A 24,039-nucleotide genomic window follows, 5' to 3' on the forward strand; every position below is an offset into this window, starting at 1 on the left:
GTTCGGTAAAGCGCCGCAGGCTGTAGCCACCGACCATAAATTTTCAACACTTGTATCTTAACTGTACAAATGAAGGAAGTGGTATGCCGTGAAGGTCGTAATTTGTGAAGACGAATGTTATTGGCGCGATGCGTTAAAAGCGTCTATATCTCGGTGGGCTTTAAATAAAAATATAGAGCTGCAATGTGCTGATTTTTATTCGTCCCAGAAATTAATTCAATATCTTAATGCTCACATAGATATAGACGTAGTTTTGCTCGATATTTCGCTAAGTAGTGAAGAAGATATTGATGGGATGACTACAGCAAAGCATATCCGAAAAATGGGCAATCGGGTACCTATCATTTTTGTTACCGTTGATTCTGCTCGTGCTATTGACGGATATTTAGTGGAAGCAATGGGCTTCTTGAAAAAACCTATTGACGAGAAGCGACTTTCGCTATTTTTGGATAGAGTAGTGAAGCAAAAAAAACCGGAGCGAGTGTTCACTATCATAGCAGAGTCCACCATAAATAGTGTTCGTCAAAGTGATATAGTTTTTGTGGAAGTGAATAATCATACGATAATCTATCATACAACAAAAGAGGAAATCTATCTTAGAGGAACCTTAAACAAAGTGATGCAGTTATTAGGATGTGACAATTTTATCCAGATACATAGGTCGTATGTAATTGCAAAATCTAAAATCTACAGAGTAAAAATAACTTATCCATATTCCGTCGATATTTTTAATGGTCATGAGATTACCAATCTTCCCGTGAGCAGAAATTATATTACTAACCTGCTTGAGGTATATTCAGATGATGTATTGCAGTGAATATTATAAATACAGTATGCTTTCTTGAAGTGTTTTGAACGAAACGTAGCGTCGTACTGATACCCTTGGCGTAATCAGTCCTATCATCAGAAAGGCATGCCCAAATTAATGAAGGGTGCCGCGAAACAGCTAATTTACAGCTGGTTTGCGACACCCTCTTTTAGTTGTCCGGACGGAAATTTACTCGTATTTCATGCTGTTTACGTCATCAACATACTATCTACGCCAGTCCATTGAAATTTCTTCTGTACTATTTAATAATCTAGACACAACAGAAGAAACGATTGACTCATATTCAAAACTACGAAAGGAGAATGCGAGTGATATAGACTTTTACGTTATGCATCTTAGAGATGATCATGTAGATGACTTCCTAGCACGAAGCTTACTAATTTTTTTGAAAATAAGTATCTCAATCGTGAAAGGAGTACATTATGAAATTTGTCAGAAAAAGTGTTAGTTTTATTTTGGCATTACTGCTCATGTACAGTGTTTCAGTAGTTCCCTCTTTCGCGGCAAGTGAAACAACGTCGCAAGCGGCTAAGGAAGAGACGAAGAAGGCAGAAATTCAATCCATGTCCTCGATACCGTATTCTGCAATGGATACTCAAAAATTTGAAAATCTAGATGAAATATCTCCGGACGAAGCGAAAAAGATTTCCACAGATTCAACCCAGAGCAGAACCGTTAAACCGCAAAGCGCATGGGGTATCTCTGAACCTGTATTTGTAGGAGATGGCACTCTCAGTGATTCATTTGATAGCTACGCGGTTTCTCTCACTGCAAAGCAGCTATCATTCCTAAAGCTGGATTCCAGCAATCCAAATCTGTTGGCTATTCTGTACAATGTCAATGCCAACGGCTCGTTAGGCAGTTCTACTGGATGGGGTGTTAAAGCAAACGGAGGTCAAGCATACATTAATATCCCGGCAGGTAAATATGCGATTGTAATTGGTTCTGCGACAGGTGAAGAAAAAGGCAACTATAAATTGATGTGGAATGCTTCAAATCCATCGGGTGCCTCTGCCATTATCAATTGTACAGCTGACCTTTCCAGAGTCGTATTGTATTATGATCTTTCAACGATCCGCAGCAACGGAGATAATATCTTAACGGGACTCAATTGGGAAAACCACGAAACCTGGTATACCCCAAATGGGTATTCCGCTAGAGATATGAGCATTTCAGTAGCTGAAGTAAAGGGCGTATATTTGGGGTCGTTCTCCAGTAGTGCACCCTATTCTGCTCCAAATGCATTACTGATTGAAATCAATAAGGGGTCATGGCTGTATAGTAACAGCTATTATCGTAATGTAAAGGGAGATGTAACCCATATTATGGATTACACCGATCCTTCGGGTCTTCAAACTCCGAGAACCTTTGGAACAGGGGAAGCCGATTTTTCGTATGGTCCTAGTTACATCGTTATTAATTTGGACACATTCCAGGTTGGTGAGTTCTTAAGTCCATTCAATTATTTTTATACTTCAGATGGTGGCCGCACCTATTCGCTTACCAAGCTACAAAAAATATCTTAAATCGAAATCTTCATCATTGTCTAAAAGCAAATTATTGAAGGCATCACCTTGATGGGAGTTAAGGAGTAGGGGCATTCCTCTACTCCTTTTTGTATTTTTTTCGGTACTGTAGCGGGGTGTGCCCGGTAAGATGCTTGAATACACGACCAAAGTGAGCAATGCTGTCAAAGCCCGTTTTTTCAGCAATGGAGGTTACTTTCCAGCTCGTTTCTCTCAAATACGCACGAGCCTGCTGCACCCGCACATCCTGAAGATATTCTACCAAGGTAAAACCGGTGGTCTGCTTGAAAATACGGCACAAATACGTGCTGCTAATATAAAAATGCTCAGCCAGTCGATCTAGCGACAGGCTCTCGGCATAATGAGCATGCAGGTATGCAATGACCGAGTACACGCGCTGCTGCTTTTCGCTGCGTTCCGGTGCAATGGTATCGGCAGTGGCCGATTGTATGCGCCGGATGCGGATAAGGAGCTGGAGTAGCAAGCTTTGGAGATATAGTTGGCGGTAGGCATGTTCTTGGTGGTATTCATCCAGCATTTGCCGGAATAGATGCTCCAGCTCGCATTGTTCTTCCGCGGAGGGGCGAAGCAGAAAGCTTTTTTCTGGCAGAAGAAGCTGGTTCTGATCGCTGGAGGGAGAGACATTCATTGACGAGGCTGCAAATTCTTCATCAAAGTTAATCAAAATCCGTTCATGGCTACCGCTACCCTTGTTACTCGTACGGTGAAAATCATGTTTGCTGATCCAAATCAGATCGCCCTTCTGGAGCGCGTATACCCGCTGATTAATGTAGTAGTAGCGCTCTCCTGCCAGCAAATAATAGATTTCGTGCGCTTGGTGGACATGGTCGGCAGACATGCTGAATGGCACCTTCCGCAGTGCTTGCTCGATGGCAAAACGGGGTGTAGCGATCATATCGATAGTCTCCTTTAATAAAAGAATGCATAAGGATAATATATGTACACTTTACGGGAAAAATCATAATAAAAGCGAAGATTTTGCTCTTTCTTATACTATAAAATAAAAGCAATTCATGTAAAGGGTGTGAACCAATTGGCTAAAATCAAATATGCACTTGTGGGTACTGGAGGAAGAGCCGAATTTTTTTACGGTGAAGTTGTTACCGTTTTCAAAGATACCTCGGAGCTGATCGCGTTCTGTGACGTCAATCAGACGAGAATGGATTATGCCAATCGGCTGTTGCAGGAGAAATACGAGCATGAGCCGATTCCGACCTATAAAGCTCACGAGTTTGATCGGATGATCGCGGAGACGAAGCCGGATATCGTCATTGTCACGACCATTGACCGGGTGCATCATCGGTATATTATCCGGGCGATGGAGCTGGGCTGTGATGTCATTTCCGAGAAGCCGATGACGGTGGATGAAGATAAATGCCAAGACATTTTGGATGCCATAGACCGCACGGGACGGAAGCTGCGCGTCACCTTTAACTACCGCTATGCGCCGCACAATACGAAAATCCGTGAGCTGATCATGGACGGAACGCTCGGAGAGGTGCTGTCAGTCAATTTCGAATGGCTGCTGAATACACAGCATGGTGCGGATTATTTCCGTCGGTGGCATCGGGACAAGCGCAATAGCGGCGGTCTGCTGGTGCACAAGTCGACGCATCATTTTGATTTGATGAACTTCTGGCTTGGCTCAAAACCGGAGACGGTGTATGCGATGGGGGATCTGAAATTTTACGGACGGGAAAATGCGGAGCAGCATGGCGTGACGGAGTTTTATCAACGAGCTTACGGCAGCAAGGCAGCGGTAAATGACCCCTTTGCGCTACACCTGGACCGTAACGAGCATCTAAAAAGTATGTATCTGGACGCTGAGCATGAGGATGGCTATGTGCGGGATCAAAGTGTATTTGGCGACAATATCAGCATTGAAGATACGCTGAGTGTCATGGTGAAGTATCAGAACAAGACGGTGATGAACTATTCACTGAATGCTTACATGCCTTGGGAGGGCTTTATCATCGTATTTAACGGCACGAAGGGACGGATGGAGGTTCGGGTATCCGAGCAATCCTATGTTAATTCCGGCGGCAGCAAGGCAGATGAGGGTGCGCTAAAAGAGAAGACCATCACCATCTATCCCCACTTTGCAGCACCTTATGAGGTCGAAGTGGAGGAAGGCCAGGGGGGTCATGGCGGAGGAGATCCAGTTATGCTGCGTGATATTTTTGATAAGCCGGCAGAGGATCGGTTTCATCGTGCGGCCTCACATATCGACGGTGCATGGTCCATTTTAACAGGCATCGCCGCCAACCGTTCTATGCGTACAGGTCAGCCAGTGAAGGTGGAGGAACTGGTGCGCTTGTAATGAGCAATAAATTGAATATCAAAAGAAGACCCCTCTAACTAGTTTAAACAGAGGGGTCTTCTTTTGGTATTCAAATATAGAATGCACCTTATCTAACGACATTTTATTATTTGTCGGCAGTCAGTTCCCGGGTTCCCAGTTGTTGTACAGGACGATGGTTATCGGGGAAAATGGCAGCAAACTGGTTGATTTGGTCTGCGGACATTTCAATAGGCTGCTCCAGCACTGTCCAATTTACATGTTCTGTGCATGGCGGGGTAGTCAGCGATCCGTTGTAGCGAACGGAGTGTAGATCTTTTGGCAGCAGCGCAGCGAGATTTATTTCTTCATCCAGAGCTGCTTCTTGGGAAATATCTTTCGGCAGTTTGGACCAGATGCGGTGGAAAGCCTTGTTTTCTTTGCCACTTTGGATAAGGACCCCTAAGACAGCTGTGCTTCCGTTGTCGCTTTGATGGACAAAATGAAGCTCCATTTCAGCATTTTTACCATCTATTTGATGTTCGCTCGGGTGATGAAAATGAAACTGCTTTAAAGTGAATTTAGTACCGTCCAGCATGATGTTATTGCTGGTATCGGCAACATTGATTTGCACAGTGTGCCCATTATTCAAAATGGATGCTTTTGTATTGGTGTAATGAACTTGTAGCGGTTGCTGTGTTTGCGATGCTTCCAGATGGGTATGCTCTATATTGACAGGAGATTGTTCGTGGCCGTTACCACATGCAACAAAGTCTTTTTCCAGTTCTCCCCAATGTTCCGGTCCCTGATCTCCTGCATAGGACCAGTGAGGGCCTTTCTGAACAACTGCATGAGCGTTGTTAGCTGATGAGGATGAAGTGCTGGTGGTACTAGAAATGGCGGGCTGTGAATTGCATCCTGTTACCGACACGACCAAGATAATGGCAAATATGCTGAACAGGCAACCTTTCCAGTTTTTTTTCATGTTTCTTTATCCTTCTTCCAAAATAGAGTATGTGAAACTTTTTACATTGTAAATTATTGTACAAAGTTCCTACAAGGGTCCAAGGACTTAGAAAGAAGCGTTTTTCGATTAAATAGCTTTAAGTTAGATTTATATTTGTCCTTTTTGGGCAAAAATTACTATAATAATGAAGTGTGAATTACAAAATAATTCCATATCTAATTAAAGGAGAGATCTACATGAAAGCAGCAATTGTTACAAAAGACAAGAAAGTCAGTGTAGAAGAGAAACCTTTACGCTCCCTGAAGCATGGGGAAGCGTTAGTCCAAGTAGAATACTGCGGAGTTTGCCACACAGATTTACATGTAAAAAATGCAGATTTCGGTGATGTCACAGGCAGAGTTCTGGGGCATGAAGGTATTGGAAAAGTCATTGAATTAGGTGAAGGAGTAACCAGTCTTAAGATTGGTGATCGCGTAAGTATTGCCTGGATGTTCGAAAGCTGCGGTCACTGCGAATATTGCCTAACCGGGCGGGAAACGCTGTGTCGTGAAGTTAAAAATGCCGGATATACGGTAGATGGTGCAATGGCAGAGCAATGTATTGTCACAGCTGACTACGCGGTCAAAGTACCAGATAGTCTTGACCCTGCTGCTGCAAGTAGTGTAACTTGCGCAGGGGTTACAACATATAAAGCAGTTAAAGTAAGTGAAATCAAACCAGGACAATGGATCGGTATCTTCGGCATTGGTGGCTTGGGTAATTTGGCTGTGCAATATGCCAAAAATGTATTCAATGCTAAAGTTGTAGCCTTTGACATTAGTGATGAAAAACTAGAACTGGCCAAACAAATTGGTGCTGACTATATCGTTAACAGCATGAAAGAAGATCCGGTCGCCCGAGCTAAGGAGTTAACAAACGGTGCTGGTCTGGATGCAACCGTGGTTACTGCTGTTGCCAAAACACCTTTCAACCAGGCCATCGATGTTGTAAAGGCCGGCGCGCGTGTCGTAGCTGTAGGTCTTCCAACCGATAAGATGGATCTGGACATTCCACGTCTGGTTCTGGACGGCATTCAAGTTATTGGCTCCTTGGTCGGCACTCGTGAAGACCTTAAAGAAGCGTTCCAGTTCGCTGCAGAAGGTAAAGTCGTCCCTCTTGTACAAAAACGTCCGATCGAAGACATTAATGAGATCTTCGAGGAGATGGAGCAGGGCAAAATCCAAGGACGCATGGTCATTGATTTCACGAAATAAAATGATGTCCAATTCGTAACCCTTGGAATTCGGAGAGAGAAAGCGCCTGCTGATGTATGCAGGCGCTCTTTTTGGCTTTACAGCTTATTCAGAATGTTATCTTCCAAAACCGCAGACTTATCCCCGTATTCTTTAATAATATGTCTTTCTCCCCAAGCACAAAGAGAATCTAAAATGCCTTTCAGACTACATCCATATTCACTAAGCTCGTACTCCACTTTGGGTGGAACCTGATTATAGCTAATCCGATTGACAATGCCGTCTTCCTCTAATTCACGAAGCTGCTGAGTCAGCATTTTTTGTGTTATGGAAGGCATCATTCGTTTTAATTCGCTTGTCCGCATCTTTCCATGTGTCAAATGACACAGAATCACGCATTTCCATTTTCCCCCGATCACCTCTAACGTCGCCTCAACAGAGATGTTGTATTTTTTCTTCCCCAATGCCGATCCCCCCATGTGTATCGCTTCTGTTATACATACCTTAACAGCCTGTTTTAATCAAAAAGAACTTTATCTAGGGTACTTTTTAGTACCTATATCACTAAAAAGTACGTACTGTTCATATTTGCTTGAATAACTCATAATAACATCTGCTGGTCGAAGATTTCTATAGATAGGAGTGAAAAACATGTCGCCAGAATCAAAACGAAGTATCTGGCCATTACTGGCTCTAGCCGTAAGCGCCTTTGCGATTGGAACAACCGAGTTCATCAGCGTGGGACTGCTTCCCCTGATTGCTGAAGACTTGCATATATCTGTAACGATGTCTGCACTAACTGTAACGCTATATGCATTAGGGGTTACCATCGGGGCACCTGTCTTGACCTCATTAACATCAAGTGTTCCCCGTAAAACGTTGCTGCTGTGGATCATGATTATATTTATTGCAGGTAATAGCCTCGCTGCGGTCTCTAGCGGAATTGCCTTGCTGCTGATTGCACGTGTGATCTCGGCGTTCGCTCATGGGGTGTTCATGTCCATCGGTTCCACCATCGCGGCCGATCTTGTGCCGGATGATCGGCGAGCGAGTGCAATTTCCATTATGTTCTCCGGGTTGACCGTAGCTACGGTCACAGGTGTACCTTTAGGTACCTACATTGGGCAGCAATGGGGTTGGCGGGCTGCATTTATGGCGATTGTGGTCGTCGGTGTAGTGGCACTCATCGCCAATCTGATTCTGCTGCCAGCTACGCTGCGCAAAGGGAACAAGACTCCTTTCCGCGAGCAGGTCAAACTGGTTACCAATGGTCGCTTGCTACTCGCATTTATCATTACAGCTTTGGGGTATGGAGGCACATTTGTGGTGTTTACTTATTTATCTCCATTACTTCACGACATAACCGGATTTCAGCAAAGTACGGTAACGTTTATTCTTTTGCTGTATGGAATTGCGATTGCCATCGGGAATGTCATTGGCGGAAAAGCAGCCAACCGCAAGCCGCTTTCAGCTTTGTTTTACATGTTTCTGATTCAAGCAGTGATCCTGTTTCTCCTGTTGTTCACGGCACCTTTTAAAACGGCAGGACTGATTACGATCTTCTTTATGGGATTGCTTGCGTTTATGAACGTGCCCGGACTACAGGTATATGTAGTCATGTTGGCCGAACGGTTTGCACCCAAAGCTGTCGATGTTGCCTCTGCTGTTAATATTGCAGCTTTCAACGCAGGGATAGCAATCGGAGCTTATGTAGGCGGGATTGTAACTGATTCACTCGGTCTCATTCATACGGCCTGGATCGGGAGCATTATGGTTTTCGTTGCGGTTTTGCTCACAGGCTGGAGTCGTATGCTCGAAAAAAGGGATACAACCACCATTACAGGTTAAAGCTTTTAAAAAATAGAGAGGAAGATACAAAATGACACAAAACTTACAAAGCACAACATTGTTAAACAACGGAGTTCACATGCCTTGGTTTGGCATCGGGGTATTTAAAGTGGAAGAAGGTTCGGAGCTGGTCGATGCTATAAAGGCTGCTGTAAAGCATGGCTACCGCAGTATAGATACAGCTGCAATCTATGCGAATGAAAGCAGTGTAGGACAGGCTATTCAGGAAGCCCTTCAGGAAAATAATCTGTCCAGAGAAGATCTGTTCGTCACGTCCAAAGTGTGGAATGCAGATTTAGGCTATGAAGAGACACGAGCAGCTTATGAAGCCAGTCTGGACAAGCTGGGTCTGGAATATCTGGATCTATATCTGATTCATTGGCCAGTTCAAGGAAAGTATAAAGAAGCTTGGAGAGCGTTGGAATCCTTGTATAAAGAAGGACGGATTAAGGCCATTGGAGTCAGTAACTTCCAGATTCATCATTTGGAAGATCTCATGAAGGATGCTGAAATCAAGCCAATGATCAATCAGGTGGAGTTCCATCCACAATTAACCCAAGCCGAGCTGTTGCAATTCTGTCAAAAGAACGACATTCAAATGGAAGCCTGGTCCCCGTTAATGCAAGGCCAATTGCTCGATCATCCGGTACTGCAAGACATAGCGACCAAGTATGGCAAATCGGTGGCGCAAGTGATTTTACGCTGGGATGTGCAGCAGGGAGTTGTCACCATTCCCAAGTCTACCAAGGCGCATCGGATCGTCGAAAATGCCGACATTTTTGACTTCGAACTGACGCGCGAGGATATGGATCGAATTCAGGCGTTGAATGCCGATCTTCGAGTAGGTCCAGATCCGGATAACTTTGATTTTTAAAATTACGTTCATCATGAGACGCCGTTTCCTTCTTCACTGAAGGGACGGCGTCTCATGATGGGTCTGGAGCCACAGCAATCCAATCCCGCCATATGGTATTATAGGGTTATGTGAAAAGAGATGTTTTGGAAGCATATGAATATGAAAAATCTCCGGGGGACTTCATGAATAAGACGATTGCAGATATAGCCCAAATGGCTGGTGTATCCAAGAGCACGGTATCCCGTTTTTTGAACGGCGGGTCTGTCAGCTTGGATACGAAACGTAAAATTGAAAAAGTGGTTAAAGCCACGGGGTATGTGCCCAATGCCTTTGCCCAGAGTCTTAAGGCGAAGCGGACCAACATTATCGGCACCGTTGTGCCGCGTCTGGATTCTTTTGCGACATCCCATACGCTGATGGGGATTGATGAGGAGCTGCGTTCTCAGCACTATCAGATGCTGATCTCCAATACGAGCCAGGATGTACAGCGTGAAATTGAAGCTATTTATGAGCTGGGCCGACAAAAGATTTCGGGTATCATTTTGCTGGCTGCTCAAATTACAGACGACCATCTGACCGCGATTCGTGACATCGGTATTCCGGTGTTGCTGGTGGGCCAGCAGCACGAGCAGCTTCATAGCCTTATCCATGATGACTATCGTGCAGGATATGATATCGGCACGTACGTTTTGTCACAGGGACACCGCGAAATTGCCTACGTTGGTGTTACTGAAAAGGATGTTGCCGTCGGTGTGCAGCGCAAGGAGGGCTTTAGGCAGGCTGTTCGCGATGCATTGCCTGCTGAGTCTCATAGGGACGATGCGATGCGAGCAGCAGGGTATGATATCAGATACTATGAGACCGGATTTAAAATGTCCGATGCACGGATTGCTGCATCCGCCATTTTGGACAATTTCAAGCCATCGTTAATGGTGTGTGCTACGGATAATATCGCGCTGGGCGTAATCAATGCGGCTTATTCCAGAGGGATTGTCATCCCGTCGGATTTGTCGGTAACTGGCTTTGGGGGATACGATATTACGGAGGTCATTCACCCTGCCCTGACAACCGTTCAATATCCGTATATGGAGGCTGGACGTGTAGCAGCGCAAAATATTATGCGGCTGGTAGAACATAAATCGGTAGAAAAAGTGACGGTCATGAATTATTCCCTTATCGAAAGAGAAAGCGTTGACAAACGCTGAACAAGTGGATTATAATTTCTTCGAAACCGGTTCCATAGCATTCGGGCACAAATGGAATCGGTTGCAAATCCATGGATGAGTATATTTTTTAATCGTATGGGAACCGGTTCCGATCAAATATTTTTTTCATTAATTTGGAACCGGTTCCTGAGGCGAAAGTTTTAATAAAAATGAGGTACACCTATGAAAATGACAAGAGAACAAAAGTATCGAATGATCGAGCAGGCAGAGCCCGGTGAAATAGCCAGCTTGGAGGAGAAAGTGGAGCAATGTCACTGGCGGCAGGCTTTTCATATCCAGCCACCGACAGGTTTGCTCAATGACCCCAATGGCTTTTCATATTACCAAGGTGAATACCACTTATTTTATCAGTGGTTTCCGCTCGGAACGGATCATGGGATGAAATACTGGTATCATCTGAAATCCAAAGATTTGGTCACATGGAATAGTGCGGGCATTGGTATCGCACCTGGGGATTATTTTGATTCGCATGGGGCTTATTCGGGCAGCGCACTGGAGCATGAGGGCAAGTTATATATGCTGTATACGGGAAATGCACGAGATGAAGACTGGATCAGACATCCTTATCAATGCATGGCTGTTATGGACGAGAATGGTCACATTACTAAATGGGAGCACCCCGTTATTTCCAATGTGCCAGAAGGGTATACAGACCATTTTCGTGATCCCAAGCTATGGAAAGACGGCGATAGCTTTTACTGTGTGATTGGTGCCCAGAGAACGAATTTAACAGGCTGCGCCGTCCTCTACCGATCAACCGACCTTCGTACGTGGGAGTTTGAGGGAGAATTGTGCACAGGCCTGGAGTCGTTTGGCTACATGTGGGAATGTCCAGATTATTTTGAACTGAACGAAGCGGGAGTCTTGATCTTTTCTCCTCAGGGCTTGGAGCCTTCTGGGGATGAAAATCACAATATTTATCAATCGGGCTACGTAATCGGCAAGCCGTTAGATACCGGAACAAGAAGACTGGAGCACGGCGCATTCCACGAGCTCGATAGAGGCTTTGACTTCTATGCGCCACAGACGATGATTGACCCACAGGGGCGGCGTATTATGGTGGCATGGATGGGCCTGCCGGATATCGATTATCCCACAGATCCGAACGGATGGGCTCATTGTCTGACATTACCAAGGGAGCTTACGCTTCATGAGGGCAAACTCTTGCAGCGACCGATTCCTGAGCTGACTACGCTGCGTGGAAATCGTGAGGATCGGGTAGCTGACACGTTATTCTCAGAGAGCAAAACCTATGAAGGATTTACAGGTACGGCCTATGAGCTGATCTGTGAGGTAGATCTTTTGAGTGCTAAGGTGTTTGGTATTGAATTCCGTGCGAGTGAGACTGAGAAAACGGTGATTAAATATAATGCCGTCAGCCGCAAACTTGTATTGGATCGTTCGCAATCGGGTGAGCCTGTAGCCACTTCGTATGGTGAGGTACGGCAGTGTTCATGGGATAAAGATCATATCAAACTACATTTGTTTGTAGATACGTCTTCAGTTGAGATTTTCGTCAATGATGGGGAAGAGGTGTTCACCAGTCGTATTTTTCCGCATCCAGAGAGTGACGAAATACGCTTTTTTGCCGACAAGGGAGAGGCTCTCTTCCAGGCGGTGAAATGGGATTTTACATGAGTAGGCTAAGACATCAAGTGGATCGTTAATCATCAAACATAACGGAATGAACGAGAGGATGAACATCATGGCGGAAAACAGAGAAATAGCTAAAGAAGTGATCCAGGCAATCGGTGGGCAAGAAAATATTGCATCTTTTGCTCATTGTGCGACGCGCTTGCGGATTATGGTGCATGACAAGGAGAAGATTGATCAGAAAAAAGTTGAGGAGATCGACAAGGTCAAGGGTGCTTTTTTCAATTCCGGGCAATATCAGATTATTTTTGGTACGGGTACGGTAAATCGAATTTTTGAAGAGGTCGAAAAGCTTGGCGTAACCGGTTCATCTAAAGAAGAGGTGAAGAGTCAGGCGAAAAAGGAAGGAAACGTCTTCCAACGCTCCATTCGTACCTTTGGCGATGTGTTTGTACCGATTATTCCTGTGCTGGTTGCTACGGGGCTGTTCATGGGGCTACGTGGCTTGCTCACTCAGCCGCAAATTCTCGCTCTACTCGGCATGACGCCACAGGACATTTCACCCAATTTTCTATTATACACACAAGTATTAACGGATACGGCCTTTGCTTTTCTGCCAGCGTTAGTCGCATGGTCAGCCTTTAGAGTATTCGGTGGTAGTCCAGTGCTGGGTATCGTTCTCGGTCTGATGCTGGTAAATCCGGCCTTGCCCAACGCTTATAGTGTTGCGGACGGCTCAGCCCATCCGTTGACGATGTTCGGTTTCATTCCTGTGGTGGGCTATCAAGGCTCGGTATTGCCAGCTTTCTTCGTGGGCTTGATCGGAGCCAAGCTGGAGCGGGCGCTGCGCAAACGGGTGCCTGAAGCGTTAGATCTGATTCTTACACCATTTTTAACACTGTTGATCATGATCACTTTGGGATTGTTTGCTATCGGTCCGATTTTCCATTCACTCGAAGAATGGGTGCTGCATGGAACAACGTTTGTGCTGGATTTGCCTTTCGGTATTGCAGGGATTGTCATCGGTTTCTTGCATCAGATTATCGTTGTTACAGGTGTGCATCATATATTTAATTTCTTGGAGATTCAACTGCTTGAAAAGAACGGCGTAAACGCCTTTAACGCCATCATTACCTGCGCTATGGCTGCTCAAGGTGCTGCCTGTCTGGCGGTTGGACTGAAAACGAAGAATAGCAAGCTGAAAGCGTTAGCACTTCCTTCCTCGTTGTCTGCTTTTCTGGGGATTACGGAGCCGGCTATTTTCGGGGTCAACCTGAGATACATGAAGCCTTTTGTCATGGGCCTTATCGGTGGTGCGGTTGGCGGTTTTATCGCTTCGCTCTTCCATTTGGCGGCTACAGGTATGGCAGTTACGGTCATTCCGGGCACGTTGCTCTACATGAATCATCAGCTTCCGCTTTACATTTTGGCGAACTTGGCTGCTATGGCTGTAGCGTTTGTCCTGACCTGGATGTTTGGCTATAACGATAAAATGTTGGAAGAGGTCAAAACAGCGGGTTCTTCTAATTAACGCCACCCAGGTGGTACGAATACACGCAGATTCATGCACGTAAGCATAAATATGATGGTCGTTCTACATGGAACGCTCTTGGTCCCTAGTGAAAAAGGGCTACTAGAGCAGGGTTCCAGGTGGAGCGACCATTTTTTATAGACTTTATCATTACGTATCCGGTTACGTAATTTGACTTTGGCCAACAGTCGGCTCATAACGCAATGAGTTTCAGAGCATCTCAATGAAATGGACTTTGGACGTTAGTCCGTTTTCAAACGCTCAATAGACTGAAAATGCTCCCTTTATGCTGAATGGTTGTCCATTTTTATCTGTCAGACTTCTGGAAGAAGAAAAAATATTGTGTCAATGAGGTAAAAATTACAAATAGTATGCACACTATGGGTATTTTGTGTTTTATTATATAAATGTTGTTAAAATTTAGTATTTGGGAGGCAATTATTCGTGAAAAGATTAATGAAGTTATCAAAAATGCGAAACCCATAGAATGAATTGCTGTTGAAAAAGAACAGACTCAACTCGATCAAAAGATTTCTCCTATGTCATTGGGAGCATGGTCATTTAGTCACCATTCTCGAGACGATGGGGCTGTTTACTCTAATAAGTTTTCGGTTAATAACGCAGCTATCCTGAATTTCCATGTAGTACAATGGGCAGATGGTAGTTCTTGGTCTAGCTCTGAAGTAGGTTACCTGCTCGTGAACAAAAATTATCTGGGAGAGGTTTTTGCCGTTTATGGAAGATATACAGATGAAAATAGGGATTTTCAAATTAAAGCTCCAGGTTTTGGGGAATATCAGGTAATGGTACTTAACCTCAATGATTATACGATTTCAGGAAATGGATACGTTACGTTTTAATACTATTTTATTTAACGATTATTATGTTTTTTTATGAACTCGTTATAATCTAATATTTTCTAAAATACGTAATACATTTTTTGGGAAGGGAGGTGTGTACGTGTGAACAAGCGACTAAGAACAAGTGTTGTTGTCTTAGGTCTAACTGTTCTTATCGGAGGGGTTATAACCGTCATTCAAAGCCAAACTTTTGCTAATGAAATTAAAACTGAGGTTAAAGTAACCGGCGATTCTAAAACCAGTGTAACCAAAACTGAGACTAAGGCAACCGATGATTCTAACTGGCTCTCACCAGAGAGAAAGAAAGAACTAACTCATCTAGCTCAATCTAAGCAACCCCATGTCCTGTTAACTGAGCACGGAGATTTTTATCCCGTTAAGGTCCCAAACAAGTATCAAAGCGATCAGGTTGCAAATTTGGATAATAAGGGGGAAGAAATAACTACTAAAACAAAGCAGGTCATTTTAAGAAATTTCACCTACGAAAAAAAAGAGGAAGAAAACTGATTTTCCCAGAGAACGCTCAAAAAAATGAGCGTTCTTTTTTCTAGCTTCAAATTTAAAATTGCTTCGTAGCATCTTCCCATAATCCTATTTCTGTAGTTCTAAACGATTGAGGAACGTTCATCCAGAAATTCGGACGGTGAGCAGCCTGTCAACCGTTTGAAGATTCGATGAAAATAGGAAACATCACTATATCCCACATACTCCGAAATTTCACGGATCGTTAGCCGGGACTCGGTCAGCATGTAAATGGCGGTTTTAATACGTTGTGTATGTACATGTTCGCTGATCGTTTGGCGTGTTACCTCACGCAGCAGCGTCGCGGCATAATTAGGAGTTTTACGGATGGCGTCGCCAAGCTCCTCCTTGGTTACCTTTTCACGGTAGTGGTTCTGGATATACTGTTTCATATGTTCCACATGTCGCTCTCGATCGCAAGAAATGGCGCCTTTGTCCCACTCCTGATTCATATATATCATGGCCTCGGTCAGCAGACAGTCAGCCATCATGGTGTAGTAGCTTGGGTGTTCAGTCCATTGATAGTACATCGATTTGATCCGTTCATGCAGCATATCGTAGCATCCAGGTTTGATCAACAACGGCTTGTCAGTATTCAGTATGGGAAGTGTGCTGTTCGTACATGTTTTGCGGCAATGTATCACATACTTGGTATGAAAAAGCGTAGGAATGCTCTTGCCATAGTAATCCAGATGACCGGGTAAAAGCAGTGTTTCACCCTTACCGAGAATGAATTTGCAATCGTTCACCCAATATACACATTTGCCAAAGGTGACCAAAATGAACAGTAAGTCATCGTTGTCGCTATTTGCACTAGCCTTTTCATACCAGTCCACACCGTTGTCCTGCCGTATATCCACCAATGTAATCACGAAACTCACTCCCCGATGTCTTCAACATTCATTATACTGTAGTACATTCATCATACTATAGTTCATAGTCTTGGTGCACGGGTACAGGTAGAATAGAGCCATATAAGTTTAATGTAGATAGAGAAGCAAAGTGGAATAGAAAACCATACAGTAAAGACATTCAGGAGGATGACATTACTATGCTTAAAACGAAAATTATTTGTACTATGGGACCTGCCTGTGACTCCATTCATTTGTTAAAAGAAATGATTCAGGCTGGTATGACTGTAGCCCGCTTGAATATGGCTCACGGTGAACTGGAAGATCACGTTAAACGTATCGAAAATGTGCGGCAGGCTGCGAAGGAAATGAATACCTTTATACCTGTCATGATGGATATTAAAGGACCAGAAATACGGATTGGCAAGCTGAGAGAGGCATCTTGTCTGCTGAAACCAGGTAACCAGCTCATTCTGACCACAGAAGAGATTCTAGGGGACGAGCATCGTATTTCAGTGAATTACCCGGATATGCCGAAGGACATCAAACCAGGCGACCGCATTCTCATTGACGACGGTTTGGTGGATCTGACTGTAACCTCCATCGAAGGTACGGAAATGATTTGTAATATTGTAAGTGGCGGTATTTTGAAGCCGAGAAAAGGTGTAAACCTGCCAGGGATTCATACGACCCTTCCAGGCGTGACGGAGCGAGATGTGAAGCACATCCAATTTGGGGTGGAGCAGCGTGTTGAGCTTATTGCGGCTTCTTTTGTGCGTAAAGGCGACGATATCCGTGAAATCCGTGAGATTTTGAAGGGACATCATGCTGAGCATGTACAAATTTATTCCAAAATTGAAAATGCTGAAGGCATGGAAAACCTGGATGATATTATCGAAGCTTCCGATGGTATTATGGTAGCCCGTGGCGATCTGGGCGTCGAAGTGCCGATTCAAGATGTGCCTGTGATGCAAAAAGAAATGATCGACAAGTGTAATCTGGTCGGCAAGCCCGTTATCGTAGCTACCCACATGCTGGAATCCATGCAGGTGAACCCGCGTCCGACGAGAGCTGAAGTTAGTGACGTATTTAATGCCGTTATGCAAGGAGCCGATGTTGTTATGCTGTCGGGTGAATCTGCTGCGGGTAAATACCCTGTCGAGTCTGTAAGAACCATGGCCGCTGTAGCTGCCAGAGCAGAATCGCAATTCGATTATCAGGAGCAGTTCGATAAGCGCAGAGCACGTCAAAGCACTAACATTACGGAAGTGATTAGTCAGGGAGCAGTGAGTTCGTCCCTGGAGCTGGATGCGAAAGCGATTATTACGTCGACTGCCAGCGGATTCACGGCACGTATGGTATCCAAATATCGTCCGAAGGCACCTATTATTGCGGTTACTCCGAATAATACGGTATTCGCTAAAATCTGCCTGTTATCCGGCGTATTCCCGATCAAGGGGGATAAAGTAGCAACAACGGATGAAATGTTCGAATCCTCCATCCGTAACGCCCTGAATGCAGGATATATCCATAAAGGCGATACTGTAGTCCTGTCAGCAGGTGTTCCTGTCGCTGAGGCGGGCACCACTAACTTGATCCGAGTATATCAAGTTTAATTTATAACAAAATATAGACAAGCCAAAAGGCGCTGGCCCCCCATAGGTTCAGCGCCTTTTTCACATTCTGTCGTATCACTGCTTACAGCCCGAACACACTTTTAGCAACGACCTGTGTCAATTCTGCCTTATGGGCTTGGTATTGCTCAGGCGTAATGCTCTTATTGGCCAGTCGTTGATCCAACTGCTTCGTTAACTGAGCTACCTGTAAATCGACAACAGCCTGTGCGTCCTGTTTATTGGATTGTGCAATATCTGCCAAGGTTTGACCGTTATATAACGCATCATACAATTGCTCATCCGAGGATGAGCCCAGTGTTTTCAAAAGTTCATCATCCTTGGAAGCTTCATTATCCTGTACCTGAGGGGCTCTCTCTGGAGCTAGTGTAGCAGCATTAGCCCGACTTCCCCAAGTAGAAGACTGCCCAATAGATAACGCCAGCAACAGTGTACAGATGACCATAATTCGTTTTCGATTCATAAGTGTAAATCTCCTTTTGTGTTTCATTAAAATTCTGACAGGGTGGAGCGGTATATGGATATCCAACGGGAGTAATGTTTATACCTTTAGCCAATCCGGCTTATGTAGTTACCAGATTCTAATACACATCATACACGCCCAATCTTAGCGCCAGCTTAATACTCGTTTAAAATAAACTAAAAGAGGAGATTGTAAACAGTTAACAGCAAAAAAAATTCACCGATGCTCGTAGGATGGATGTGATCTATCCTTCGGACCCTGCTTTTTTCTTTGACCAGAGTTTACGTATCCCGTGAATACAGAGCAGCAGCAGAGGCAGAAAGAGGCCCATAGATAAGACATAAGGTGTCCATATTTTTGCATCCCAGGATTGCTGGTATGGGACATTTGGATATATGATCACCGACATAACGATCAGGATCATCCCGATAGGGAAGATCAGCGGACGCTCATCTTTTAGATTAAAGATTTGGCTTATCGCGATCATAATCGAGTGCATATACAGAGTCAGCCTGAAAAAGAGCGAAATAAACCACATGGCAGCCATGATCGCTTCAATGCGCTGGAGAAAATTTCCAATGTTTATTTTTTTGGCTAATGAATAGCTTGGATATATATTTCTTGCTGTTAAATCAGGGCCAAAAACTAAAACGGCCAATACAATGAGCACAACCAGAACCAACCCGCCAATCAGGCCTCCTGTTAAAAAAGCTCTACGGGCTTGAACGGGGGGATCTACAGACGGAAAAATCATGAGCAAAACAATATGGCTCAGAAATGCAATACTAATAAAGGACAAGGCAGCAGACCAAATGGGTCCAACTCCCTTCTCCAGCACTGGTTGGACGTTCTCCAGCTTGATATTGGACACGACTAAAACGACAAAAGCCGTATACAGCAAAATGAACAACGGAAACAATAGTTCAGCAGAACGGGCTAACGTTTCCAGTCCAAGGCGTACGCCCATTAATACAATGAGCGCAAAAAGGATGTTGACCGCTTGCATCGGCGTTTCCGGCATCATTTGAGTAGTCAAAAAATTCCCCAAATCATACAATACCGCAGCAGGGCCACCGATAAAAAACGTAATCATAAACAGCAGAGCAATGGATTTCCCCAACCATGTGCCCAAAAGGGTCTCCATGATTTCGATCAGGGTCATCTGCGGATACAGGATGGTGATCGTGTTGTACAGCCATATCAACAGCAGCCCGGCACCCACTCCTACGAGTGCAGCGATCCATGCATCCTGTTTAGCTGTAGCGGCCATAACGGAAGGGATGACGAGAATTGCAGTGCCGATTGTAAATAATATTGTTAAGATCAACAATTGACGTGTGGAGATTTTGACTTGCTTATGCACCATCCTCACCTCTATTTTCACGTTTATCATCCGGCTTGTTGTTCTTGTTTGTCCCCAGCCTTTTCAGGGCATGTATACTGAGCAGCAGTGAGGGAAAAAACAACCCCAACGATAATATATAAGGAATCCACGTCTTGGTATCATAGGCTTGTTGATAAGGGACATTGGGATACACGATGACGGACATGATGACTAAAATCATCCCGAGAGGAAGCACCAGTTGCCGGTCGTTTTTCAAACGAAAGATTTGGGCTATTGCTGTCACAGTAGTGTGCATGTACAGCGTGATTCTGAAAAAGAGTGAAATAAACCACATGGTAGCCATAATTGCTTCGATACGCTGTAAAAAATTGCCGATGCTAATTTTTTTGGCTAACGCATAGCTTGGATAAATATTTCTTGCCGTTAAATCAGGACCTAATACAAAAATTGCCAGTGCAACCACCACGACCAACATTAATCCGCCAATCAGGCTGCCTATGAAAAAAGCTTTACGGGTTTGATCGGAACGATTTACAGAAGCTGGGAAGATCATGAGCAGAACAATATGAGGTATAAAAACAGTGCTAACAAAGGACAGGGCAGCAGGCCAAATAGGTCCCAATCCCGCCTCTAATACAGGTTGAATGTTTTCTAATTTAATATTGGACACCACTAAACCTATAAAAGAAATATAAAGAAGAGTAAATAACGGAAACATCAGTTCGGCAGAACGGACCAGCACTTCCAGCCCCAGCCGAACAGCCAACAATATAATAAGCGCAAAAAGGATATTTACCGCTAGAATTGGTGTTTCCGGTATCATTTGAGTAGTCATAAAATTCCCTAAATAAAATAAAACGGGAGCGGGAGCATTGATGAAAAGTGTGGTGAAAAACAGAAGACCGACGGCTTTGCCTAACCATTTTCCGAGCAGGGTTTCCATAATCCCAATCAGAGTCATCTCTGGATACAGAGCTGCAATCTTGCTGTACAAATACAAGACAAGGAGCCCGGCCCCGACCCCGACGAGCGCGGCAATCCACGCATCTTGTTTGGCTACCAACGCCATGCCTGAAGGGATGATGAGGATTGCACTCCCGATCGTAAATAAAGCCGTTAATATCATAATTTGACGTGCTGAGATTTTGATCTGTCCGGGCACCTATTTCACCTCGTCTTATTTTATTAGACCGATATGGGTCAGGAAATCACTGAAAGGTCTATATACCGCTGTTATCCAATCCAGAGGAGTTGGAATAAGCCAGTTTAATGCCTTGGCGCAGCAAATTCCGACGGCAAAAAGGAGAAGGATGGAGAATAACCAAAGCTCTTTTTTTAACCCCTTTTTCCACATGTAGGGGACCTCGATCAAGCTGATTGCAGCAGCGGTTAGTAATATGCCCAGAACTTTCACCATATGAGACAGCATCTTGGGAAACACCTTCTTTTGTAGGGTAAGGTTCTATACAGGAGCCAGATCCCCCGCTGTATCTGACAAGGGATTTACTCCTTAATATCATTCAAAAATGAGCTGCCAATCGTGCCCAAGCGCCGAATCTTGAAATTGACCTTGATATTTACGGGTAATTCTGCAAAGTGCTCATAATCCCAATTTTTTTTAATGGATTTCCAGGTCCTCGGGTCAGCGCGGTGAATGGCTTCACCGAATCCGAAAATGTCAGCTTTGTATGATTTTTGAGCTTTTCTGACAGCCATTTTCATAATCTCTTCTATCTTTTCTTCCTCTTTTTTCTCAATGTCATAAATCGTCCCCACCTGGGTCAGATCCAGGTCATTACACTCGACTTCTCCCACGTTGGCCTCAACCTGCATTTTTATATTGACCTGGGGCTCCCCCCTATAAACGCTCCCTTTTATAGTTGTTTGGGTACGAATGATTTCCGAAACGACTTTGCCGCCTCTGGGGCAAGCTACAAAGCCGACAGAGCTCTGCACTTTGCCGCGGATGAAATTGTAGCCTCTACTTTCAGTTTCATTTAACCACCCGATTAATCGGTCTTTTCTAAATACAGCAAGTCCCGAATACTGTAAACGGCTGAACGGGTCGATCTTTTGTACATTGCCACTTGTCTCTCCCATTTCTTTATTGCCCACGATACGGAGTCCTGTCAAAACAGGCTGCATTCCTTCACTGGTAAGTGCTGAAATCAATTCATCCAAAGTTACCGTCATACTGGGTGACCAGTTTTTCTGCGATGTTTCCAGAGAGGAGAAAAGGTCATTCGCCGGAATGGGATCTAAGGGCGTCATAATTTTCAACGTATCCTCCGCGCTGGCATCCTTGGACACCACAATATAAAAATCAGTGCGGAATTGATGATCCCTGGAAAGTAAATCTAGAGATTTTGCCATTCCTTCGGTGGCTACCGACTCACCGATTACACATATACGCAGGTGAGAAAAATATATTTTCCGAGGACTAAGCGTTGTTATTTTTCGGATCGCTTCAAATATGGTATCCGCTTCCTCTGTATACAAGGTGGCTGGAGCCCCACCACCTGCTCCTTTTTTGGCCGATGCTTTTCCAGGGTCCACCACTTGGATAGAGACCCGAAATTGATCTCCTTGTTTATCGATCCCCATACCGACGGCGATGGCAAGCTCATTCAACTCTCTGCGATTCCAACAGCCCGTCAGAAGTAAAACGAGTGCAAGAATCAGGAACAGAAATGCTTTCTTCCGCTTCATGATTATCCACTCCTTTCCGACTGTTTCTCTTTTCTTCTATTCCCGTGATTTCCGGGGCGGAGTGCTGTTTCGACGTTTGACATTCTTCTGATCGACTAACCGGGGACGTGAAAGCAACATCCAGTGCGGAAGCCGAAATATAGTATCTTTGGTGTCATTTGGTATTAGGGGTGCAAAAGGAGTCATATAGGGAACGCCAAATGAACGAAGGCTGCACATATGCAGGACCAGGGCAATGCCTCCAACGATAATCCCGAACAGTCCAAATGAAGCAGCAAGTCCCATCAAGGGGAACCGCAGCATACGAAAAGCGATGGACATATTATAGGCAGGGAGAACAAAGCTGGAAATCGCCGTAATCGATACGACAATAACCATAGCTGCAGATATGATGCCCGCCTCGACGGCAGCTTGCCCGATGACGAGTGTGCCTACGATAGAGACGGCTGCCCCGATGTACTTCGGCATACGAACGCCAGCTTCCCGCAATATTTCAAAAGTTAATTCCATCATGAGTGCTTCGATAAAGGCGGGGAAGGGAACGGCCTCCCGCTGTGCTGCCAGACCGATCAGCAGTGAGGTCGGCAGCATTTCCTGATGAAACGTAGTGATGGCAATATATAGGGACGGACCTAACAGGGAGATAAAAACTCCGGTGTAACGAAGAATCCGGATGAAGCTGCTGATGTCCGCACGCTGATAATAATCCTCCGCTGCATGCAGGAAGGAAACAAACAGCGCAGGTACGACAAGCACAAACGGGGTTCCATCCACCAGGATCGCGATTTTTCCTTCCAACAGCTCGGCGGCGATGACGTCTGGACGTTCGGAGTTGTATACTGTTGGAAAAGGGGTGAAAGTTTCGTCCTGGATTAACTCCTCGATATAACCGCTTTCGAGAATGCCGTCTACATCAATGCGATTCAATCGCTCATGCACTTCCTCGACCAATTTAGGGTTCACGATCCCTTTGATATACATGACAGCGACTTCGGTCTGGGTTACACGACCGATTTGTTTGGTTTCCAGCCACAAATTGGGATCTTTAATCTTACGCCGAATCAATGCCGTATTCGTGCGCAGTGTCTCAGAAAATCCTTCCCGCGGCCCACGGACGACATTTTCCGAGGCAGGCTCGGTGACACCGCGATCCTTCCATCCACGTGCGCTGGCTACTATTCCCTGTGTCTCACCGTCAATCAAAATGACAGCATCTCCGGACAATAGCGCGTTATATAAGGTTTCAAAGTCGATAATCTCCCGGATGCTTCCGATGGTTAGGGCATAATCTTTCAATATATGCATGACACTAGAGGAGTTCTGGAGCCTGCACTCTACATCCTTGGACAAGCTACTATCCAACATCATCGATTCCATAATGAAGTCGGAGACTATATTTTTGTCCGCCAAACCGTCCGTATAGAGAATTGCAATGAGCTGGTCACCATCTTTGCCGATACGAATTTCTCTTATGATGATGTCGGTGCTGTTACCGAGTGCTTGTCTGATTCGCTGAAGATTGCTTCCGATATTCGCACTGAGCTGCTCTCCTGAATGCTCAGACTTACTTTCGCTGTGCTGGACTGGCGGCTTTTTAATTTTGTTAGGGGGGGTTCTTTTCCGAAAACGCATGAACGTTCTCCCTCTCTTTGAGGATACTTTTTAATCCAGTATGGACGCCGGGGGCTCCAGATAAACTTACTGCTGAAATTTCGATGGGGGAGATACAGATATGAAAAAAACCTCCT

22 protein-coding genes are annotated in these 24,039 nt (G+C 44.8%); 12 read left to right on the forward strand and 10 right to left on the reverse strand.

The features are described 5' to 3' along the window. Positions 1 to 88 precede the first annotated feature (88 nt). Together KAI36_RS01395 and KAI36_RS01400 are read left to right on the forward strand one after the other, a co-directional pair. Positions 89 to 817 (forward strand): LytR/AlgR family response regulator transcription factor, encoded by a 729-nt coding sequence (locus tag KAI36_RS01395; RefSeq protein ID WP_220026721.1) that lies wholly within the window; start codon positions 89 to 91, stop codon positions 815 to 817. 434 nt (positions 818 to 1,251) lie between these two features. Further along, positions 1,252 to 2,355: a hypothetical protein gene (locus KAI36_RS01400; protein WP_220026722.1), complete on the forward strand. Its 1,104-nt coding sequence runs from the start codon at positions 1,252 to 1,254 to the stop codon at positions 2,353 to 2,355. A 79-nt stretch (positions 2,356 to 2,434) separates the two neighbouring features. On the opposite strand, the gene KAI36_RS01405 is transcribed toward KAI36_RS01400, so the two are convergent. After that, positions 2,435 to 3,271 (reverse strand): helix-turn-helix transcriptional regulator, encoded by an 837-nt coding sequence (locus KAI36_RS01405; RefSeq protein WP_220026723.1) that lies wholly within the window; start codon positions 3,269 to 3,271, stop codon positions 2,435 to 2,437. A 138-nt stretch (positions 3,272 to 3,409) separates the two neighbouring features. Here KAI36_RS01405 and KAI36_RS01410 point away from each other — a divergent pair, with 138 nt between their 5' ends. Next, entirely contained in the window at positions 3,410 to 4,696 is a 1,287-nt protein-coding gene (locus KAI36_RS01410) for a Gfo/Idh/MocA family protein (RefSeq protein WP_220026724.1), read from the forward strand. Positions 4,697 to 4,802: 106 nt separating this feature from the next. Here the strand turns inward: KAI36_RS01410 and KAI36_RS01415 are convergent, their stop codons facing one another. Then, the gene (locus KAI36_RS01415; protein ID WP_220026725.1) at positions 4,803 to 5,639 is read right to left on the reverse strand and encodes a carbonic anhydrase; all 837 of its coding nucleotides are present in this window, start codon (positions 5,637 to 5,639) and stop codon (positions 4,803 to 4,805) included. A 218-nt stretch (positions 5,640 to 5,857) separates the two neighbouring features. Here KAI36_RS01415 and adhP point away from each other — a divergent pair, with 218 nt between their 5' ends. Further along, on the forward strand, positions 5,858 to 6,874 hold the full coding sequence (adhP, locus tag KAI36_RS01420) for an alcohol dehydrogenase AdhP (protein ID WP_071559468.1): 1,017 nt from the start codon (positions 5,858 to 5,860) through the stop codon (positions 6,872 to 6,874). Positions 6,875 to 6,951: 77 nt separating this feature from the next. Here the strand turns inward: adhP and KAI36_RS01425 are convergent, their stop codons facing one another. Further along, on the reverse strand, positions 6,952 to 7,317 hold the full coding sequence (locus KAI36_RS01425; RefSeq protein ID WP_013308345.1) for a winged helix-turn-helix transcriptional regulator: 366 nt from the start codon (positions 7,315 to 7,317) through the stop codon (positions 6,952 to 6,954). Positions 7,318 to 7,504: 187 nt separating this feature from the next. On the opposite strand from KAI36_RS01425, the gene KAI36_RS01430 reads away from it, so the two are divergent. The 7 genes from KAI36_RS01430 to KAI36_RS01460 all read left to right on the forward strand — a co-directional run bounded on the left by KAI36_RS01430 (position 7,505) and on the right by KAI36_RS01460 (position 15,274). After that, positions 7,505 to 8,701, forward strand: a complete 1,197-nt coding sequence (locus KAI36_RS01430; RefSeq protein WP_220026726.1) for an MFS transporter — start codon at positions 7,505 to 7,507, stop codon at positions 8,699 to 8,701. 31 nt (positions 8,702 to 8,732) lie between these two features. Beyond that, complete coding sequence (locus KAI36_RS01435) at positions 8,733 to 9,575, forward strand: aldo/keto reductase (RefSeq protein ID WP_023986591.1); 843 nt, start codon at positions 8,733 to 8,735, stop codon at positions 9,573 to 9,575. 164 nt (positions 9,576 to 9,739) lie between these two features. Then, positions 9,740 to 10,762, forward strand: coding sequence for a LacI family DNA-binding transcriptional regulator (locus KAI36_RS01440; protein WP_220026727.1), 1,023 nt, complete (start codon positions 9,740 to 9,742; stop codon positions 10,760 to 10,762). Between the two features lie 183 nt (positions 10,763 to 10,945). Then, positions 10,946 to 12,421, forward strand: coding sequence for a glycoside hydrolase family 32 protein (locus KAI36_RS01445; RefSeq protein ID WP_071559465.1), 1,476 nt, complete (start codon positions 10,946 to 10,948; stop codon positions 12,419 to 12,421). A gap of 67 nt (positions 12,422 to 12,488) precedes the next feature. Beyond that, complete coding sequence (locus KAI36_RS01450) at positions 12,489 to 13,907, forward strand: sucrose-specific PTS transporter subunit IIBC (protein ID WP_220026728.1); 1,419 nt, start codon at positions 12,489 to 12,491, stop codon at positions 13,905 to 13,907. 539 nt (positions 13,908 to 14,446) lie between these two features. Next, complete coding sequence (locus tag KAI36_RS01455; protein WP_220026729.1) at positions 14,447 to 14,767, forward strand: hypothetical protein; 321 nt, start codon at positions 14,447 to 14,449, stop codon at positions 14,765 to 14,767. 102 nt (positions 14,768 to 14,869) lie between these two features. Continuing rightward, positions 14,870 to 15,274: a hypothetical protein gene (locus KAI36_RS01460; protein WP_025722579.1), complete on the forward strand. Its 405-nt coding sequence runs from the start codon at positions 14,870 to 14,872 to the stop codon at positions 15,272 to 15,274. Positions 15,275 to 15,372: 98 nt separating this feature from the next. On the opposite strand, the gene KAI36_RS01465 is transcribed toward KAI36_RS01460, so the two are convergent. Next, entirely contained in the window at positions 15,373 to 16,161 is a 789-nt protein-coding gene (locus KAI36_RS01465; protein ID WP_028541943.1) for a helix-turn-helix domain-containing protein, read from the reverse strand. 179 nt (positions 16,162 to 16,340) lie between these two features. Between KAI36_RS01465 and pyk the strand changes: the two genes are divergently transcribed. Next, positions 16,341 to 17,756 (forward strand): pyruvate kinase, encoded by a 1,416-nt coding sequence (gene pyk / locus KAI36_RS01470; RefSeq protein WP_220026730.1) that lies wholly within the window; start codon positions 16,341 to 16,343, stop codon positions 17,754 to 17,756. Positions 17,757 to 17,838: 82 nt separating this feature from the next. Here the strand turns inward: pyk and KAI36_RS01475 are convergent, their stop codons facing one another. The 6 genes from KAI36_RS01475 to KAI36_RS01500 all read right to left on the reverse strand — a co-directional run bounded on the left by KAI36_RS01475 (position 17,839) and on the right by KAI36_RS01500 (position 23,923). After that, on the reverse strand, positions 17,839 to 18,237 hold the full coding sequence (locus tag KAI36_RS01475; protein ID WP_220026731.1) for a hypothetical protein: 399 nt from the start codon (positions 18,235 to 18,237) through the stop codon (positions 17,839 to 17,841). Between the two features lie 244 nt (positions 18,238 to 18,481). Next, on the reverse strand, positions 18,482 to 19,603 hold the full coding sequence (locus KAI36_RS01480; protein ID WP_258382232.1) for a GerAB/ArcD/ProY family transporter: 1,122 nt from the start codon (positions 19,601 to 19,603) through the stop codon (positions 18,482 to 18,484). After that, positions 19,593 to 20,744, reverse strand: a complete 1,152-nt coding sequence (locus KAI36_RS01485) for a GerAB/ArcD/ProY family transporter (protein ID WP_220026732.1) — start codon at positions 20,742 to 20,744, stop codon at positions 19,593 to 19,595. Before KAI36_RS01485 ends, KAI36_RS01480 begins: the two co-directional genes overlap by 11 nt. A 15-nt stretch (positions 20,745 to 20,759) precedes the next feature. Further along, on the reverse strand, positions 20,760 to 21,011 hold the full coding sequence (locus tag KAI36_RS01490; RefSeq protein ID WP_023986602.1) for a hypothetical protein: 252 nt from the start codon (positions 21,009 to 21,011) through the stop codon (positions 20,760 to 20,762). 74 nt (positions 21,012 to 21,085) lie between these two features. After that, the gene (locus tag KAI36_RS01495) at positions 21,086 to 22,291 is read right to left on the reverse strand and encodes a Ger(x)C family spore germination protein (RefSeq protein ID WP_220026733.1); all 1,206 of its coding nucleotides are present in this window, start codon (positions 22,289 to 22,291) and stop codon (positions 21,086 to 21,088) included. A 36-nt stretch (positions 22,292 to 22,327) separates the two neighbouring features. Further along, positions 22,328 to 23,923, reverse strand: coding sequence for a spore germination protein (locus KAI36_RS01500; protein WP_220026734.1), 1,596 nt, complete (start codon positions 23,921 to 23,923; stop codon positions 22,328 to 22,330). Between the last annotated feature and the right edge of the window lie 116 nt (positions 23,924 to 24,039).

This window comes from Paenibacillus sp. S02, from assembly GCF_019454065.1.
GTDB lineage: Bacteria > Bacillota > Bacilli > Paenibacillales > Paenibacillaceae > Paenibacillus > Paenibacillus polymyxa_B.